This is a genomic window from Plantactinospora sp. CNZ320, from assembly GCF_002846275.1.
The window spans coordinates 6648144-6664611 of the sequence record NZ_PJMP01000001.1 but is presented as its reverse complement, the minus strand read 5'-3'; the positions used below and the strand labels follow the sequence as shown (position 1 = coordinate 6664611).

The 16468-nt window shown below is 72.1% G+C and carries 14 protein-coding genes; 5 read left to right on the top strand and 9 right to left on the bottom strand.

Features of this window, described 5'->3' with window-relative positions; translation table 11 throughout:
* Window positions 1–234 precede the first annotated feature (234 nt).
* The 4 genes from CLT71_RS29880 to CLT71_RS29865 all read right to left on the bottom strand — a co-directional run bounded on the left by CLT71_RS29880 (window position 235) and on the right by CLT71_RS29865 (window position 3331).
* Complete coding sequence (locus tag CLT71_RS29880) at window positions 235–981, bottom strand: MBL fold metallo-hydrolase (RefSeq protein WP_101370027.1); 747 nt, start codon at window positions 979–981, stop codon at window positions 235–237.
* A gap of 439 nt (window positions 982–1420) precedes the next feature.
* The gene (locus CLT71_RS29875; RefSeq protein WP_101370026.1) at window positions 1421–2386 is read right to left on the bottom strand and encodes a cysteine synthase; all 966 of its coding nucleotides are present in this window, start codon (window positions 2384–2386) and stop codon (window positions 1421–1423) included.
* A gap of 10 nt (window positions 2387–2396) precedes the next feature.
* On the bottom strand, window positions 2397–2774 hold the full coding sequence (locus tag CLT71_RS29870; RefSeq protein WP_101370025.1) for a MoaD/ThiS family protein: 378 nt from the start codon (window positions 2772–2774) through the stop codon (window positions 2397–2399).
* A 68-nt stretch (window positions 2775–2842) separates the two neighbouring features.
* Window positions 2843–3331 (bottom strand): Mov34/MPN/PAD-1 family protein, encoded by a 489-nt coding sequence (locus CLT71_RS29865; RefSeq protein WP_101370024.1) that lies wholly within the window; start codon window positions 3329–3331, stop codon window positions 2843–2845.
* Between the two features lie 211 nt (window positions 3332–3542).
* Between CLT71_RS29865 and CLT71_RS29860 the strand changes: the two genes are divergently transcribed.
* Window positions 3543–4403 (top strand): aldo/keto reductase, encoded by an 861-nt coding sequence (locus tag CLT71_RS29860; protein ID WP_101370023.1) that lies wholly within the window; start codon window positions 3543–3545, stop codon window positions 4401–4403.
* A 122-nt stretch (window positions 4404–4525) separates the two neighbouring features.
* Here the strand turns inward: CLT71_RS29860 and CLT71_RS29855 are convergent, their stop codons facing one another.
* The 3 genes from CLT71_RS29855 to CLT71_RS29845 all read right to left on the bottom strand — a co-directional run bounded on the left by CLT71_RS29855 (window position 4526) and on the right by CLT71_RS29845 (window position 6944).
* Window positions 4526–5062: a DUF2017 domain-containing protein gene (locus tag CLT71_RS29855; protein WP_199187769.1), complete on the bottom strand. Its 537-nt coding sequence runs from the start codon at window positions 5060–5062 to the stop codon at window positions 4526–4528.
* Window positions 5038–5328 carry an ATP-dependent Clp protease adapter ClpS gene (gene clpS / locus CLT71_RS29850; RefSeq protein ID WP_101371918.1) on the bottom strand — a complete coding sequence of 97 codons (291 nt, stop codon included), beginning with the start codon at window positions 5326–5328 and terminating at the stop codon, window positions 5038–5040. The genes CLT71_RS29855 and clpS overlap by 25 nt, the downstream gene beginning before the upstream one ends.
* Window positions 5329–5399: 71 nt before the next feature.
* A complete protein-coding gene (locus tag CLT71_RS29845) occupies window positions 5400–6944 on the bottom strand; it encodes a hypothetical protein (RefSeq protein WP_143743667.1) in 1545 nt (514 codons plus the stop codon).
* 222 nt (window positions 6945–7166) lie between these two features.
* Here CLT71_RS29845 and CLT71_RS29840 point away from each other — a divergent pair, with 222 nt between their 5' ends.
* From CLT71_RS29840 to CLT71_RS29825, 4 genes are all read left to right on the top strand, one after another.
* Window positions 7167–9845 (top strand): LuxR family transcriptional regulator, encoded by a 2679-nt coding sequence (locus CLT71_RS29840; protein WP_101370021.1) that lies wholly within the window; start codon window positions 7167–7169, stop codon window positions 9843–9845.
* Window positions 9846–9938: 93 nt separating this feature from the next.
* A complete protein-coding gene (locus CLT71_RS29835; protein ID WP_101371917.1) occupies window positions 9939–11237 on the top strand; it encodes a nicotinate phosphoribosyltransferase in 1299 nt (432 codons plus the stop codon).
* Window positions 11238–11239: 2 nt separating this feature from the next.
* On the top strand, window positions 11240–11815 hold the full coding sequence (locus tag CLT71_RS29830; protein WP_101370020.1) for a nicotinamidase: 576 nt from the start codon (window positions 11240–11242) through the stop codon (window positions 11813–11815).
* A 39-nt stretch (window positions 11816–11854) separates the two neighbouring features.
* Window positions 11855–13126, top strand: coding sequence for an MFS transporter (locus CLT71_RS29825; RefSeq protein ID WP_101371916.1), 1272 nt, complete (start codon window positions 11855–11857; stop codon window positions 13124–13126).
* A gap of 125 nt (window positions 13127–13251) precedes the next feature.
* Here the strand turns inward: CLT71_RS29825 and ctaD are convergent, their stop codons facing one another.
* Both ctaD and CLT71_RS29815 read right to left on the bottom strand, forming a co-directional pair.
* Window positions 13252–15012, bottom strand: a complete 1761-nt coding sequence (gene ctaD / locus CLT71_RS29820; RefSeq protein WP_101370019.1) for an aa3-type cytochrome oxidase subunit I — start codon at window positions 15010–15012, stop codon at window positions 13252–13254.
* Window positions 15013–15249: 237 nt separating this feature from the next.
* Window positions 15250–16359 (bottom strand): FAD-dependent oxidoreductase, encoded by a 1110-nt coding sequence (locus CLT71_RS29815; RefSeq protein WP_101370018.1) that lies wholly within the window; start codon window positions 16357–16359, stop codon window positions 15250–15252.
* Window positions 16360–16468: the final 109 nt, after the last annotated feature.

Genomic DNA, 16468 nt, shown 5'->3' with positions numbered 1-16468 from the left:
GGATGCGACGGGCCGGGCGGGCCGTAACCGCCGCCGGGACCGGCCGACGGGTAGGGCGGCCCGGGTGGCATCTGACGGGGGCCGGGTGCATACGGGTACGGGCCGGGTGCCGGGTACTGCCCCGGACCGTCCGGCGGACGGGGTGTTCCGTGGGAGGGGTGGCTCACCAGCCGAATCGTAGGCGCCGGCCACGGCTCCGGTCGCCAGAGCCCCGTGATCTTGATGTTCCGAGCGCTACAACTCGTACCGGGCGCCGGGCCGGACCACCTCGACCGGGCCGGCGAAGGCGGCCAGCGCCGCCTCGTGGGTCACCGCCTCACTGCCCCAGGCGGCGACCAGATGGGTCAGCAGCAGCTTGCCCACCTCCGCCTTGGCGGCGATCTCGCCCGCCTCCCGCCCGGTCAGGTGCAGGTCCGGTGGGTTCTCCACCCCGTCCAGGTAGCTCGCCTCACAGAGGAACAGGTCGGCGCGGTGCGCCAGCCGGAGCAGCGACTCGCAGGGCGCGGTGTCCGAGGAGTAGCAGAGGGACCTGCCACCGTGCTCCAGCCGCACCCCGTAGGTCTCCACCGGATGGTTGACCCGGTCGACGGTCACCGCGAACGGACCGATCGGAAACGTACCGGGCTGCAGGCCGTAGAAGGTGTAGACGTCGTCGAGCAGCCCCTCGTCCAGGCTGTACGCGCTGGCGAGCCGGTCCGGCGCGCCGCTCGGGGCGTAGACCGGCAGCGCCGGATAGGGGCCGTCCGGTGCGTACCGCCGCACCACGATGTACGGGACCGCGTCGAGGATGTGGTCCCCGTGCAGATGGGTCAGCAGGATCGCGTCGACAGCCTTCAGTCCCGCATATCGTTGCAGCGCCGAGAGCGAGCCCGAGCCGAAGTCGAGCAGCAACCTGAATCCGTCGGCCTCGACCAGATAGGCCGAACAGGCCGCTTCGGGGCCCGGGAAACTCCCCGCGCAGCCGAGAATGGTCAATCGCATCAGGTCGCCCCGCCATTACTGATGGTCACGGACAGCCCGCCGACCAACGCGTGAACGATCAATGCCGGAAGGTCTGTCACGGTGCGCAGCCTACGCCGCGACACCTGGGCGCAAGAAAGATCTGGGGGTAGTTGTCGCCAACGTGACAACCGGTCTGGCCGACCCGGCCCGGTAAGGGTTAGACGCCACAAACGGCCCGACCGTTACGTTCCGTCACCTTAGGCGGGCATGTCGGTATCCCGCTCGGCAAGCGCCGGAACCACTGTCGGTGACCGCCGAGTTGCTGGCACCGCTGCGCGACGGCAAGGCCGGCGGGACGTCGGGTGGTGGAACCCGGCCGCCGGCCGGAACCTCCGCTGCATCCCGAGCGCCGCACACCGGACGACCCCCGCCGGCCGGGTCGGGCCGCTGCCCGTCCCCGGCCGGAACGGGACAGCGGTCAGGCCCAGAGTTGCCCGTCCAGGGCGTCCTCGGCGTCGGCGAGAGTGCCGCCGTAGGCACCCGTCGACAGGTATTTCCAGCCGCCGTCGGCGACCAGGAACGCGACGTCGGCCCGGCGGCCGGCCTTCACCGCCTCGTGCGCCACGGCCAGCGCGGCGTGCAGGATCGCCCCGCTGGAGAAGCCGGCGAAGATGCCCTCCACCTCGACGAGCTGCCGGGTACGCAGCACCGCGTCCCGGGTACCGACCGAGAAGCGCCGGGTCAGCACCTGGGCGTCGTACAACTCCGGGACGTAGCCCTCGTCGATGTTGCGCAACCCGTAGACCAGTTCCCCGTAGCGGGGCTCGGCGGCGACGATCTCGATCTCGTCGACCTTCTCCCGCAGGTAGCGCCCGACCCCCATCAGGGTGCCGGTGGTGCCCAGCCCGGCCACGAAGTGCGTGATGGTGGGCAGGTCGTGCAGCAGCTCCGGACCGGTGGTCTCGTAGTGCGCCCGCGCGTTTCCGGCGTTGCCGTACTGGTAGAGCATCACCCAGTCCGGATGCTCGGTCGCGATCTGCTTGGCGGTCGCCACCGCCTGGTTGGAGCCGCCGGCCGCCGGCGAGAAGATGATCTCCGCGCCGTACATCCGGAGCAGTTGCACCCGTTCCGCCGAGACGTTCTCCGGCATCACGCAGACCAGCCGGTAGCCGCGCAGCTTCGCCACCATGGCCAGCGAGATGCCGGTGTTCCCGCTGGTCGGTTCGAGGATGGTGTCACCTGGCCGGAGCCGGCCGGCCCGCTCGGCCTCGCGGACCATGAACATCGCCGGCCGGTCCTTGACGCTGCCGGTCGGGTTCCGGTCCTCCAGCTTCGCCCAGAGCCGCACCGGCGGTGCCCCGGCGGGCACCGTCGGCGACAGGCGGGGCAGCCCCACCAGCGGAGTTCCGCCGCACGCGTCGAGCAGGCTCTCGTACCGCGTCATGGCGGCCGCCTCAGCGCGCGGCGGACGCGGCCGGCACCGACGCGCTGTGCCCGATGATCGCGGCTGCCGACGCGCTGTGCCCGATGATCGCCGCGGCGGCGGCGAAGCCGAACGCGCCGCCGGCCACGGCGGGCAGGATGGTGACGGTGTCCCCGTCGGAGAGCTTGGCGTCCAGCGCGCCGAGGAACCGGACGTCCTCGTCGTTGACGTAGACGTTGACGAAGCGGTGCAGCGCGCCCTGCTCGGTGACCAGCCGGCCGCGCAGGCCGGAGTACTTGCCGTCCAGGTCGGTGAGCAGGTCGTTGAGCGAGTCGCCGGCCCCCTCGACGACCTTGGCGCCGCCGGTGTAGCTGCGCAGGATGGTGGGAATGCGAACCTCGATGGCCATGACTGTTGTGCTCCTTGAAACGACGGAGTTGGGAATAGGACTACGAAACGGCTGCTGAGCTGCGGAAGTCAGCGGCCGGAACACTCGTAGTCGACCGTCGCCGGGCTCTGCCCGAACATGTACGACTGCACGGCGTTCGGGTCCACCGTGGCGTCGACGACCCGGACCGGCTCCTCGGTCACCACCCCGTCCACGATCCGGAACGAGCGGATCTCCTCGGTCTCCGGGTCACGGGTGGAGACCAGCAGATAGTGCGCCCCCGGCTCTCCGGCGAAGGAGATGTCGGTGCGGGACGGATAGGCCTCGGTCGCGGTGTGCGAGTGGTAGATGACCACCGGCTCCTCGTCGCGGTCGTCCATCTCCCGCCAGACCCGCAACTGCTCCATCGAGTCGAACTCGTAGAACGTCATGGACCGCGCGGCGTTCACCATCGGGATGTGCCGGGTCGGGGTGTCGGCGCCGGCCGGGCCGGCGACCACGCCGCACGCCTCGTCGGGGTGGTCCCGGCGGGCGTGCGCGACGATCGCCTCGACTATCGACCGGTCGATGCTCAGCACACGCCCAGCCTACCGCCTGTCGAGCCGACCCGGAGCGGTCGATCTCGGCCGGCGGGAGTGGCCGACCTCACGCGTGCCGGCCCGGCGGGCGGTGCCAGCCTGTGACAGAAAGAGGGGATCGAGATCCGGGCACCGGGCGGCACGCACGCCGGGCGGGGCGGAACCGCCCTCCTGGTCGCCGGCCGGGTACCCGAGTGAAGGAGACAGTGCGATGAACTCACGACGAATCGGAAACACCGAGGTGAGCGCCATCGGCCTGGGCGGGATGCCGATGTCGATCGAGGGACGGCCGGACGAGGAGCGCTCGATCCGTACGATCCACGCCGCGCTGGACGCCGGGGTGACCCTGATCGACACCGCCGACGCCTACCACCTGCACGCCGACGAGGTGGGACACAACGAGTCGCTCATCGCCCGGGCGCTGGCCAGCTACGGCGGGGACACCTCCGGGGTACTGGTCGCCACCAAGGGCGGGCACCTGCGCCCCGGCGACGGAAGCTGGACGGTCAACAGCTCGCCGGAGTACCTCAGGAGCGCCTGCGAGGCGTCCTGCAAGCGGCTTGGAGTGGAGGCGATCGGGCTCTACCAGCACCACCGCCCCGACCCCCGGGTCCCGTACGCCGACGCGATCGGGGCGATCCGGGATCTGGTCGACGCCGGCAAGGTACGGATGGCCGGCATCTCCAACGCCAACCCGGACCAGATCCGGCAGGCCCGGGAGATCCTCGGCGACCGGCTGGTCTCGGTGCAGAACCAGTACTCCCCGGCGTTCCGCAGCTCGGAGCCGGAGCTGGCGCTCTGCGACGAGCTGGGACTGGCCTTCCTGCCCTGGTCCCCGCTGGGCGGCATCTCCCGGGCCGGCGAGCTGGGCAGCCGGTTCGCGCCGTTCGCAGAGGTGGCCGCCGCCCGGGGCGTCAGCCCGCAGCAGGTCTGCCTGGCCTGGCTGCTGGCCCGGTCGCCCCGGGTGATCCCGATCCCCGGATCGAGCCGGCCGGAGACGATCCGGGACTCGGTGGCCGCCACCGAACTCCAGCTCGACGAGGACGAGCTGACCGCTCTCGACCGGGCCTGACCGCACCGGACCGCGCTGCGGAGCCGGGCCGGTCGGCGCGGGGAGGTGGAGCCGGACCGGTTGGCGCGGGGGAGGTCGCAGGGGGGTCCCGCCCGTCGGGCGGGGCCCCGCCCGGTCGCCTGTCAGTCGGCGAGCCTGCCGTCGATGAGCGCCCTGAGCAGCGACTCCTGGAGATAGCCCAGATAGGCGTAGATGGAGAGCTGGAAGACCCGGGTCGACGTCGGGTCGTGCAGCACCGCGTCGTCGAGCTCGTCGCCGAGGTCGGTGTCGGCGGAGATGCCCAGGCGTACCCCCATCGCCAGCCGGGCGTCGTTGAGCGCCCGCAGCCACGCCTCGGCCGCCTCGGCGTCGAGGCGTACCTCACCGCCGCTGGGCGGGGGAAGTGCCGCGAGTACCGCACCCGCCTGATCGATCTTGCCGGTCTTCAGGTCACCCTCGGTGTACTGCCGGAACTCGGCCGAGTCGCCCGGATTCTCCGGGTAGGTGTCTGGAAACAGGCGCCCGACCACCGGGTCGGAGTGGTCGAAACCTTCGGTGAGCAGTCCGACCACCTCGGAGGCGACCTTGCGGAGCACCCGGACCTCGTCGGCGGCGAACGTGGCGACGCAGTGCTCGCCCTGGCGGCGGAACGTACTCACGCGCGGTCCACCGTCGCCCACAGCCCGTACGCGTGCAGTTGGGACGCGTCGTGCTCCATCCGCTCCCGGGCGCCGCTGGAGACCACCGCCTTGCCCTTGTTGTGCACGTCGAGCATCAGCTTCTCGGCCTTCTCGTGGCTGTAGCCGAAGAGTTTCTGGAACACCCAGGTCACGTACGACATCAGGTTGACCGGGTCGTCCCAGACGATCGTCACCCATGCCCCGTCGGCGACCGGCACCTCTGCGGTGTCCGGCGCGTGGACCGGTGCAACCTGTGGAGCCGCCATGCCCCCCATCGTGCCACCGTCGGCGCCGAACCGAAGAACCGGAACGCCGCCGGCCGCCAACCGGTCCCGGTTCAGGCGAGCAGACGACCGTGCCGGACCGCCTCGGCCAGCACCTCGGTGAGCGAGGCGGCGACCGCCTCGAACCGCCGGGACACCTCGCGGCACAGCTCCACCTCGGTCTCCCGCAGCGCCCGGCCCAGCCAGGATCGGGCGTGGCTCGGATCACCCCGGCCGGGACTGCGCCAGTACTGGTAGCAGCCGCCGGAGAGGCCGACGCCGAGCGGCGGCAGGATGGCACCGCCGGTGGCGCCGGGATAGCCGGCGAGGGCGTTGACCGCGCCCAGCCCGTACACCGTCTCGACCTCGCCGCTCTCCCGGATCAGCAGTACCCGGTCGAAGTCCCGGGCGGCCCCCTCGGCGGCGAGCCCCCAGCCGACCGCGGCGGCGGCACGCAGCCGTACGCCCTCGTCCGGCACCCCGCCGAAGACCCGGGTGAGCGACTCGCCCAGCATCCTGTCGACGCCCGCGTCGCAGGCCGCCACCACCTCCAGTGACAGCGCCTCGACCTCCCGGTCCAGCAGGGCGGGCAGCCCCGGCACTCCGGTACCGCCGACCACCTCCCGCACGCAGCGCAGGTGGATGGCGGCGATCTCCAGCGCGATGTCCCGGCGGAGCTGGTACGCGAGTTCCCGGGAACGCCGCTCCAGCCGGTCGGCCCAGTCCGAGGTCCCGGCGGACGGTGCGACCGGAACCGTCCGGGTGGCACCGGGCGCGACCGGCGGGGTGAGGCTGGCCCGGCGCAGCCCCTCGGAGCTGGCCCAGTCGACCAGGGCACGGCGCAGGTAGGCGGTGTCGGCGGCGACCGGGTCGAGGTCGATCCAGTCCACTCCGGCGAGTGCGGGTACCGCCGCGATCAGCGTGGCCCGGCGGTCGGCGAGCCAGCCCTGCGCCGATCCGCCGTCACCGGTCGCCGGCTCCGCGCCGTCGACCACACCGGTGGCGAGCTGCGGCGGGGCGCCGGGAGCGGTGGGCCAGCCGGCGTCGGTGCCCGGGGTGCCGACCAGGAAGACGGCGGCCTCCTCGGCGACCTCGGCGAGCAGGTCCAGTTCGGCGGCGCCGACCGGCTGGTCGTCCGGGAGTACGTAGAGCAGCGCACCGCCCCGGCGCACCGCGTCACGGACCACCCGGACGCCTGCCACACCGAGCGTGCCGGTGTCCGGTGCGTCGACCACTGTGAAGTGCCGCAGCAGCGGGTCGGGCACGGTCAGCTCGACCCGGCGCGGCGGGCGGGCCAGGGCCGGACCGGCACCGACCGGCGCCGGCCGGTACTCCCGGGAGGAGCGCAGGCCGGGCACGTAGGCGGCCCCGCTGACGGCCGGCCCGTGGTCGACCACCAGGAAACTGCCGGCCGGTACCCGCAGCGGCGGCGCGGCGGTGCCGAGCAGTCCGGCGAGTACGGCGCGGCGGTCCTCGGCGGCGGGGCCGATCGTGATCACGGCGAGTGGTTCGTGCGGTGGGGACTCGACCAGTGCCGGTTCGTCGCCCGAGCGTGGGCGGGGCATGCGGACGCCGGGCGTACCCGGTAGCCGGGGGACGGGGAGCGCGCGGAACTCCATCGTCGTTTCCACCTCCGAGCCGACCGGAACACACCGGCCGGGCACCGCTGTCGTCGGCGCGCCTCGACCGGTGGTGCCGCCGGTCCGCCGAATATCGGAACGCTACGTGTCGATCCCCGTACGCTACGAGCATCGTCGATACTCATGGATACGCTCGAGGCTACTCAAATTCATTCAGTCACCAGACGCGCGCGGATGGCATCCGGTCTATATGCTGCCCCGATGGGGCGGTGGAGCTTCGTTGGCCGTACGGATGAACTCAACCGGTTGGTGAGTGCCGCCACCAGCCCGGGCGGCCGAGGCATCTTCTTCAGCGGCATCGCCGGAGTCGGCAAGAGCCGCCTGCTCAGCGAGGCTCTGGAGGAACTGCCCGGACACGGCTGCGCCGTCTGGTCGGCCTCGGCCAACATCGCCACCGCCGGCATCCCGTTCGGCGGGCTCGCCCAGGTGCTGCCGGCCGACCAGCCCGCCGGCCTCTCCCCGGCCGGCATAATGCGGTGGGCCGTCGAGGCGCTGCACCAGCAGGCGGCGGGGCGGCGGATCGTGATCGGCATCGACGACGCACACCTGCTCGACCCCTCCTCGGCCGCCCTGGTCTATCTGATCGCCCGCTCCGAGAACGCGACGGTGCTCGGCACGCTGCGCAGTGGCGAGCCGGTGCCGCTGCCGATCCGCGCTCTCTGGACCGACGACCTGGTCGACCACGCCGAGCTGGCGCCGCTGGACGCGGGCGACAGTCTTGAGCTGCTCACCGCGATGCTCGGCGACCCGGTGGACGGACCGTCGGCGGACCGGCTCTACCGGCTCTCCGCCGGCAACGCCCTGATGCTCCGGGAGCTGATCATCGCGGCACACGCCAGCGACGAGCTGACCCGCACCTACGGCGTCTGGCGGTGGACCGGCCGCAGCCAGCTCCCGCCCAGCCTCGACGAGCTGATCGACGCCCGGATCGGCCAGCTCGACCCGGGGGTACGCGCGGTGGTCGAACTGGTCGCGATGGGCGAGCCGATCGGGCTGGCCCTGCTGCACCGGGCGACCGACAGCTCCAGCGTGGAGACCGCCGAGGAGCGCGGACTGATCCGGGTCGACGTGCACGACCGCCGCTCGAACGTCCGGCTCGCCCACCCGCTCTACGGCGAGGTGGTCCGGCGGCGCTGCCCGGTCACCCGGGCCCGGCGGCTCAACGCCCGGCTCGCCGAGCTGGTCGAACGGGTCGGCACCCGACGCCGCGACGACCTGCTCCGGGTGGCGGTCTGGCGGCTCGACTCCGGCACCGCGCAGGATCCCGCGCTGCTGCTGCGGGCCGGTGGGCAGGCGTTCAGCCAGTTCGACGTGCCGCTCGCCGCCAGGCTGGCCCGGGCCGCTCTGGAGGCCGGTGGTGGCTATGAGGCCGCCGAACTGCTCGCCACCATCCTGATGTTCGGCGACCAGGCCGAGGAGGCGATCGGGGTACTCGACTCGGTCGCCGACCAGATCTCCTCCGACGAGCGGCGCAGCCGCTGGCTGACCGTACGCGGGATGGTGTCGTACTGGGGACTCAACCGCGAGTCCACGGTGGCCGAGATCGCGGCGGACGCCCAGCGGCTGACCGACCCGGCCGACCGGGCCCGGGTGGTGGCCTTCGAGGCGATCATGCGGCTGCACCGGCTGGAGTGTGCCGAGGCGCTGCGGCTGAGCCGCTCCGTACTGGACCGACCGGCCGCCTCGGTGGCCGCCCGCGGCCTGGCCCGGTGCACGATCGCGCACCTACAGGCCGCCCGGGGCGAGTTGACGCTCAGCGGCCGGGCCGTCGACGGGGTGGCCGCCGAGGCCGCGCAGTGGCGGGCCGAGATGCCCTACCTGCAACTCGCGCTGGAGCTGGCCCGGGGCACCCGGCTGGCCCTCGCCGGTGACCTGGCCGGGATCGACGCGATCGTCGCCGCCGAGTTCGCCGACCTGGCCGACGCGGGCGACTTCCGGCTCGGCTCCGGCTACCTTTCCATCCTGCGTGCCCAGGCGGCCCGGCTGCGCGGCCAGACCGGCGAGGCACTGCGGACCAGCCTCGGCGCCTGTGCCGTCCTCGCCACCAGCCGGGTCTTCGCCGGGCTGGCCCACGCCGAGCGGGCCCAGGCGGCGGCGATGCGCGGCGACGTCGACTCCGCGGTCGAGGCGATGGCCGAGTCGGACCGGTCGCAGACCTCCGGGATGGCAGTGCTCTATCCCTGGCTCGAACAGGCCCGGGCCACCGTGCGGGCCGGCGGCGGGGATCTCGCCGGTGCGGTCGGCACGCTCCGCGAGCTGGTCAACCGACTCCAGGCGGACGGTTTCGCCGGGCACGAGGTGTTGGCTCTGCACGATCTGGTGCGCTTCGGCCGGGCCGACATCGAGGTCGGCGAGCCGACGGTCACCGGCCGGCGGCGGACCGTGGCGCAGCGGCTGACCGAGCTGAGCGAGGCGGTCGACGGCCCGCTGCCGTCGCTGATGGCCCGACACGCCCGGGCCGAGTACGGCCACTCCGGCGACCAGCTGCTCGCCGTCGCGGAGGACTTCGCCGAACTCGACCTCAACGTCTTCGCGGCCGAGGCGACCAGTCGGGCGGTCACCCGGCTGCGGGCGGCCCGGTCGAACCGGTCGCACGAGGCGAACCTGCGGCTCGCCGGGCTGCTCCGGCGCTGCGACGTGCTGCGTACGCCCGCGCTGTCGGTACGCCAACCGGCGCTCACCGACCGGGAGCGGCAGATCGCCCGGCTGGCCGCCCGGGGCCTGGCCAGCCGGAACATCGCCGAGCAGCTCTACATCTCCACCCGGACCGTGGAGAACCACCTCCAGCGGGTCTACAACAAGCTCGGTGTGGCCGGTCGCGGCGAACTCTGGCCCGCGCTGAAGGCGATCCCGGAGCAGGAGTCCGACCCCGACCGCTGACATGCAAGGAAGGGCCCCCTCCTATCGTTTTCTGTTGTAGCGGGGGCCCTTCCTTGCCGACAGGCGGCGAGACGACACGCTTAGGCTGGCGTGGTGCACAGTTCCCGCCCCACCCTGCTCACCGACCACTACGAGCTGACCATGGTCAGCGCCGCCCTCCGGGACGGCACCGCCGACCGGCACTGCGTCTTCGAGGTCTTCACCCGCCGGCTGCCGACCGGCCGCCGCTACGGGGTGGTCGCCGGCACCGCCCGCCTGGTCGAACTGCTGGCGGACTTCCGGTTCGACGAGGCGGAGATCACCTTTCTCCGCGACACCGGTGTGGTCGACGAGCCGACCGCGCAGTGGCTGTCGAGTTACCGGTTCAGTGGTGACATCGACGGCTACGCCGAGGGGGAACTCTACTTTCCCGGCTCGCCGATCCTGACCGTCTCGGGGACCTTCGCCGAGTGCGTACTGCTGGAGACGTTGACGCTGTCGGTGCTCAACCACGACTCGGCGATCGCGGCGGCGGCGGCCCGGATGGTGACCGCGGCCCGCGGCCGTACCCTGATCGAGATGGGCTCCCGGCGGGCCCACGAGGAGGCGGCGGTGGCCGCGGCCCGGGCCAGCTACCTGGCCGGGTTCGGCTACACCTCCAACCTGGCCGCCGGGCAGCGCTACCGGATACCGACCGCCGGGACCGCCGCGCACGCCTTCACGCTGCTGCACGACGACGAGCCGACCGCGTTCGCCTCACAGGTCGCGGCGCAGGGCAAGAGCACCACCCTGCTGGTCGACACCTACGACATCGCCCAGGGCATCCGGAACGCGATCGCGGTCGCCGGCCCCGACCTGCGGGCGGTGCGGATCGACTCCGGTGACCTCGCGGTGCTGGCCCAGCACTCGCGGGAACTCCTCGACTCGCTCGGCGCCACCGAGACGAAGATCATCGTCTCCGGCGACCTGGACGAGTACGCCATCGCCGCGCTCGCCGCCGAGCCCGTCGACATGTACGGCGCCGGCACCGCAGTGGTGACCGGCTCCGGCGCGCCCACCGCCGGGCTGGTCTACAAACTGGTCGAGGTGGAGGGCCGCTCGGTGGTCAAGCGCTCCGAGCACAAGGCGACCGTCGGCGGGCGCAAGGTGGCCGTCCGGCGGCACAAGCCGAGCGGTACGGCGACCGAGGAGGTAATCGTCTCGCAGGGCGTACCGGAACCGCGGCAGGGCGACCGGGCGTTGCAGCGGCGGTACGTCACCGGCGGCGAACCGCAGCCGTTGCCGAGCCTGTCCGAGTCGCGGGAGCACCTGCGGCAGTGCCTGATCTCCATCCCCTGGGAGGGACTGAAGCTCTCGGTGGGCGACCCGACCATCCCGGTCACCGTCATCCCCGCCGACCAGCCGGAAGGGTAGCCATGAGCCGATCACTGATCATCGTCGACGTGCAGAACGACTTCTGCGAGGGCGGGTCCCTCGCCGTGACCGGCGGCGCCTCGGTGGCCGCCGGTATCTCCCGGCTGCTCGCCGCCGAACCGGACCGCTGGAAGCACGTGGTGGCGACCAAGGACTACCACGTGGATCCGGGCGGGCACTTCGCCGAGGTCCCCGACTACGCCAACTCCTGGCCCCGGCACTGCGTCGCCGGCACCGAAGGCGCCCAGTTCCATCCGGAGCTGGCCACCGACCGGGTCGAGGCGGTGTTCCACAAGGGTGAGTTCGCGGCGGCGTACTCCGGGTTCGAGGGGACTACCGACGGGGCGCAAGGCCTGGCCGACTGGCTCCGGCAGCGCTCGGTCGACCGCGTCGAAGTGGTGGGGATCGCCACCGACCACTGTGTCCGGGCCACCGCCCTGGACGCCGCCCGGGAGGGCTTCGCCACCACCGTACTGCTCGACCTGACCGCCGGGGTCGAGGCGGGGACCACCGACGCGGCGCTGGCGATGCTCCGGGAGGCCGGTGTGACCCTGCGCGGCTCGCCGCTGGTCGGGTGAGGTGGAAATCAGCGGCGTTTGTCGCACCGGCTGGGCAGGATGGCCGGGGAGGTAAACACCCTGATGAAACTCGCCCCTTACCGGGACGTCCTGGCGCTGCCCGGGGTCCGGCCCCTGATGCTGCTCTCCCTGCTGGCCAGGATCCCGAAGACCATGACCCTGCTGGCGCTCACCCTCTATGTGGTGGAGCACCTCGACCACGGGTACGCGGCAGCCGGGCTGGCCGGTGCGGCGATGACTGTCGGCTCCTCGCTCGGCGCGCCGGTGCTGGGCCGGCTGATCGACCGTCGAGGACTCCGCCCGGTACTCCTGCTGACCACCTTCGCCGAGGCCGCGTTCTGGTTCGGCTCGCCGCTGATGCCGTACCCGGTGCTGTTGGGCGGGGCACTGCTGGGCGGCCTGCTGACCCTGCCGGTCTTCTCGGTGGTCCGGCAGTCGATCGCCGCGCTGGTGCCGGAGGAGCGGCGCCGGCCGGCGTACGCGCTGGACTCGATGGTGATGGAGCTGTCGTTCATGGTCGGGCCGGCCGTGGCGGTACTGCTGGCGACGACCGTCTCGCCCCAGGCCGCCCTGCTGGTGGTCGGCGCCGGCATCTTCCTCTCCGGCCTGGCGCTGGTCTGGCTCGATCCGCCGGTTCGCGAGGACCGCGGGTCGGCCCGGTCCGGCCCGACCCCGCCCCGTCGGGAGTGGCTGACCGTCCGGCTGGTCGGGCTGCTGGCCATCAGCACCGCCGCCACCCTGATCCTCGCCGGCACCGACGTCGCGGTGGTGGCGGTACTGCGCGCCGCCGACCAGGTGCACTGGACCGGCCTGGTACTCGGCGTCTGGGCCGTCTTCTCCCTGGTCGGCGGCTTCGTGTACGGCATGGTGACCCGGCCGGTCCCGCCGCTGGCGATCGTCATGCTGCTCGGGATCTGCACCATCCCGATCGGGCTCGGCGGCGCCCAGTGGTGGATGCTGGGCCTCGCCCTGCTGCCGGCCGGGCTGCTCTGCGCACCGGCGCTCGCCGCCACCTCCAACGCGGTGAGTCAGCTCGCCCCGTCCGGGATTCGCGGTGAGGTGATGGGCTTGCAGAATTCGGCGATCACGGTCGGGCTGGCCCTCGGCGCACCGCTGGCCGGTGCGGTCATCGACGCCTCGGCGCCGGCCTGGGGGTTCGCCGCCACCGGGCTGGTCGGCACGCTGCTCGGACTGATCTTCCTCCCGGCCGAGCTGAGCCGCCGACGCGCGGCCGGCACCCCGACCGGCCCGACCGCGCCGGACGGGGAGCCGGTGCCGGCAGCCGCGCTGCGGACCCCCGCCGAGCCCTGAGCCACCGGCCGGCTCCCCACCGACGGCGCACCCGCCGAGGTGCGGGAGCCCGGGTGCGCAGACGCCTGCGGCCGGTACCCGGAGGATCTCCTCCTGGTACCGGCCGCAGGAACGAACCGGGTGGACTACCGCTTGTCGATGTTGCTGGCGGTGTCCTCGTTGTAGCTGGCGCCGTGGTCGGATTCGCTGGTCAGCGGCTTGGCGCCACCCTCGGGCGGACCGGCCAGTGACTGCCCACCGGCGGCCAGCTCCGGGTACTTCGCGTCGAAGGCCGGCCGCTCGGAGCGGATCCGGGGCATCCGGTCGAAGTTGCGCAGCGGCGGCGGCGAGCTGGTGGCCCACTCCAGGGAGTTGCCGTGACCCCACGGGTCGGCGACCTCCACCACCGGACCGGCCTTGTACGACTTCCAGACGTTGTAGAGGAACGGCAGGGTCGAGATGCCGGTGATGAACGAACCGATCGTGGAGATCATGTTCAGCGTGGTGAAGCCGTCGATCACCTGGTAGTCGGCGTACCGCCGGGGCATGCCCTCGTTGCCGAGCCAGTGCTGCACCAGGAACGTGGTGTGGAAGCCGATGAAGGTCAGCCAGAAGTGCACCTTGCCGAGGCGCTCGTCCAGCATCCGGCCGAACATCTTCGGGAACCAGAAGTAGATGCCGGCGTAGACGGCGAAGACGATGGTGCCGAAGAGCACGTAGTGGAAGTGCGCCACCACGAAGTACGAGTCGGAGACGTGGAAGTCGAGCGGCGGGCTGGCCAGCAGTACGCCGGTGAGGCCACCGAAGAGGAAGGTGACCAGGAAGCCGATCGACCAGAGCATCGGGGTCTCGAAGCTGATCTGGCCCCGCCACATCGTGCCGATCCAGTTGAAGAACTTCATGCCGGTCGGCACCGCGATCAGGAAGCTCAGGAACGAGAAGAACGGCAGCAGCACCTGGCCGGTGGCGAACATGTGGTGCGCCCAGACGCTCATCGAGAGCGCCGCGATCGCGATGGTGGCGCCGACCAGGCCCTTGTAGCCGAAGATCGGCTTGCGGGAGAAGACCGGGATGACCTCGCTGATGATGCCGAAGAACGGCAGCGCGACGATGTAGACCTCGGGGTGCCCGAAGAACCAGAAGAGGTGCTGCCAGAGCATCGGGCCGCCGGTGGCGGCGTCGAAGACGTGCGCGCCGAGGATCCGGTCTGCGGCGAGCGCGAAGAGGGCCGCCGCGAGCAGCGGGAAGACCATGATCACCAGAAGGCTGGTGACCAGGATGTTCCAGGTGAAGATCGGCATCCGGAACATCGTCATGCCGGGCGCCCGCAGCGTCAGGATCGTGGTGATCATGTTGACGCCACCGAGGATCGTGCCCAGGCCGGAGATGGCCAGACCCATGATCCACATGTTCGCGCCGACCCCGGGCGAGTGCTCGACGTTGCTCAGCGGGGTGTACGCGAACCAGCCGAAGTCGGCGGCACCGCCGGGGGTCAGGAAGCCGCCCATCGCCAGCGTCCCGCCGAACAGGTAGAGCCAGTACGCGAAGCTGTTCAGCCGGGGGAACGACACGTCCGGCGCGCCGATCTGGATCGGCACCACGAAGTTCGCGAACGCGAAGACGATAGGCGTCGCGAAGAAGAGCAGCATGATCGTGCCGTGCATGGTGAAGAGCTGGTTGTACTGCTCCGGCGACAGGAACTGGAGTCCCGGCCGGGCCAGCTCGGCGCGCATCAGCAGCGCCATCAGGCCACCGATCATGAAGAACGCGAACGCGGTGACCATATACATGATCCCGATCTGCTTCGCGTCCGTCGTACGCAGCAGCCGCGTGAGTGCCGAGCCCTTGACCGGCTGGCGGACCGGCCATGGCCGGGTCACGATCGGCTTGGGTGCGACGGTGGTCACGAGTGGCCTCCGGTTCTCGTTAGTCCCACTCGGCACGCGCTGTTGATCTGCGAGCCGTACCTCGCAGGCAGAATAGTCCCCGCCAGCGGCGGCTCCCTCGTCGGGTACGCCCCGACCCGCCGACACCGTCCCACCAGGCTGCCCGAGACCGCCGGGCGGGACGGCGGAACCCACCGTCGGGTGGCTCGGCGCACCGGTTCCGGCAGTCCAACCCGGGAACACGGAGTCAACGCACCGTTACACGGCGTCAACGAGAAGCCGGTAGTGCTCCTGGAAGATCCGGTTGCCGCGTACCCGTAACAGCGGATCGCGCAGCGGCGGCGGCACGTTCCGGGTCCGGTCCCGGTCGCGGGTCCGGTCCAGCACCCACCTGATCCGGGGCCGGCGCCGGTTCTCGTAGCCGTGCAGCGCCTCGGGCACACTGGCCGACTCCGACAGCGAACGGGCCAGCACCAGCGCGTCCTCGCAGGCCATCGCGACGCCCTGGGCCAGGGTCGGTGCCGTGGCGTGCGCGGCGTCGCCGACCAGCACCACCCGGCCCCGGGACCACGCCCCCAACTCCACCTCGTCGGTGAGGTCCACCCGCACCTGGTCCATCGCGTCCAGGATCGCCGGCACCGGGCCGCCGTAGCCGCCGAAGAGTTCCCGTACCCGGGCCAGCGGATCGGCCGGCAGCGCGCTGCCGACCTCGTCGGCGTAACAGTGCAGCCGGCCGCCGCCGATCGGCACGGCCACGAACCCGGCCCGCTCGCCCAGCAGCCCGGTCCACTCGGTGAGCGGCGGCCCGCCGCTGACGACGCTCCGGTAGCCGATGTGGCCGGTCGGCCGGGCCGGACCGCCGAGTGCGGCAAGCGCGCGGACCGTCGAGCGCCGTCCGTCGGCACCGACCACCAGGTCGTACTCCGAACGGCTGCCGTCGCCGAAGGTGACGGTGACGGCCTCCGGGTGCGGTTGCAGGGCCCGCACCTCGGTGTCGTAGCTCACCTCACCACCGGCCCCGCTGCACAGCACCCGGTGCAGGTCGGACCGGGGCAGCGCCCGGGTCTCGCCCACGCCCGACCAGAGTTTGTCGAGGTCGACCTCGCAGAGTTCGCGGCCGTCGGCATCCAGGAACCGCTGGCTGCGGATGACCTGGCCGAGCGGTCGCACCGGGTCGTCCAACCCCATCTCCCGCAGCGCCCGCTCGGCGTTGCCGGGCAGGTAGAGACCCGTGTCGGGGCCGGACGCCCCGGGCGACGACCGCTCGATCACCTCCGGCCGGAAGCCCGCGAGCCGGAGGGTACGCGCGACCGCCAGGCCGGCGATCCCCGCGCCGACGACGAGAACGCGCAGGTGGGATGCGGCCATCTGGTGACGCCTCCGGAGGGATCGGCACGCGTTGAAGGCAAGACACTACTCCGCGCTATCACCCCAGCGGAAGATCCGATCGGACCTGCCCAGGTCACGGCCCGGTCAC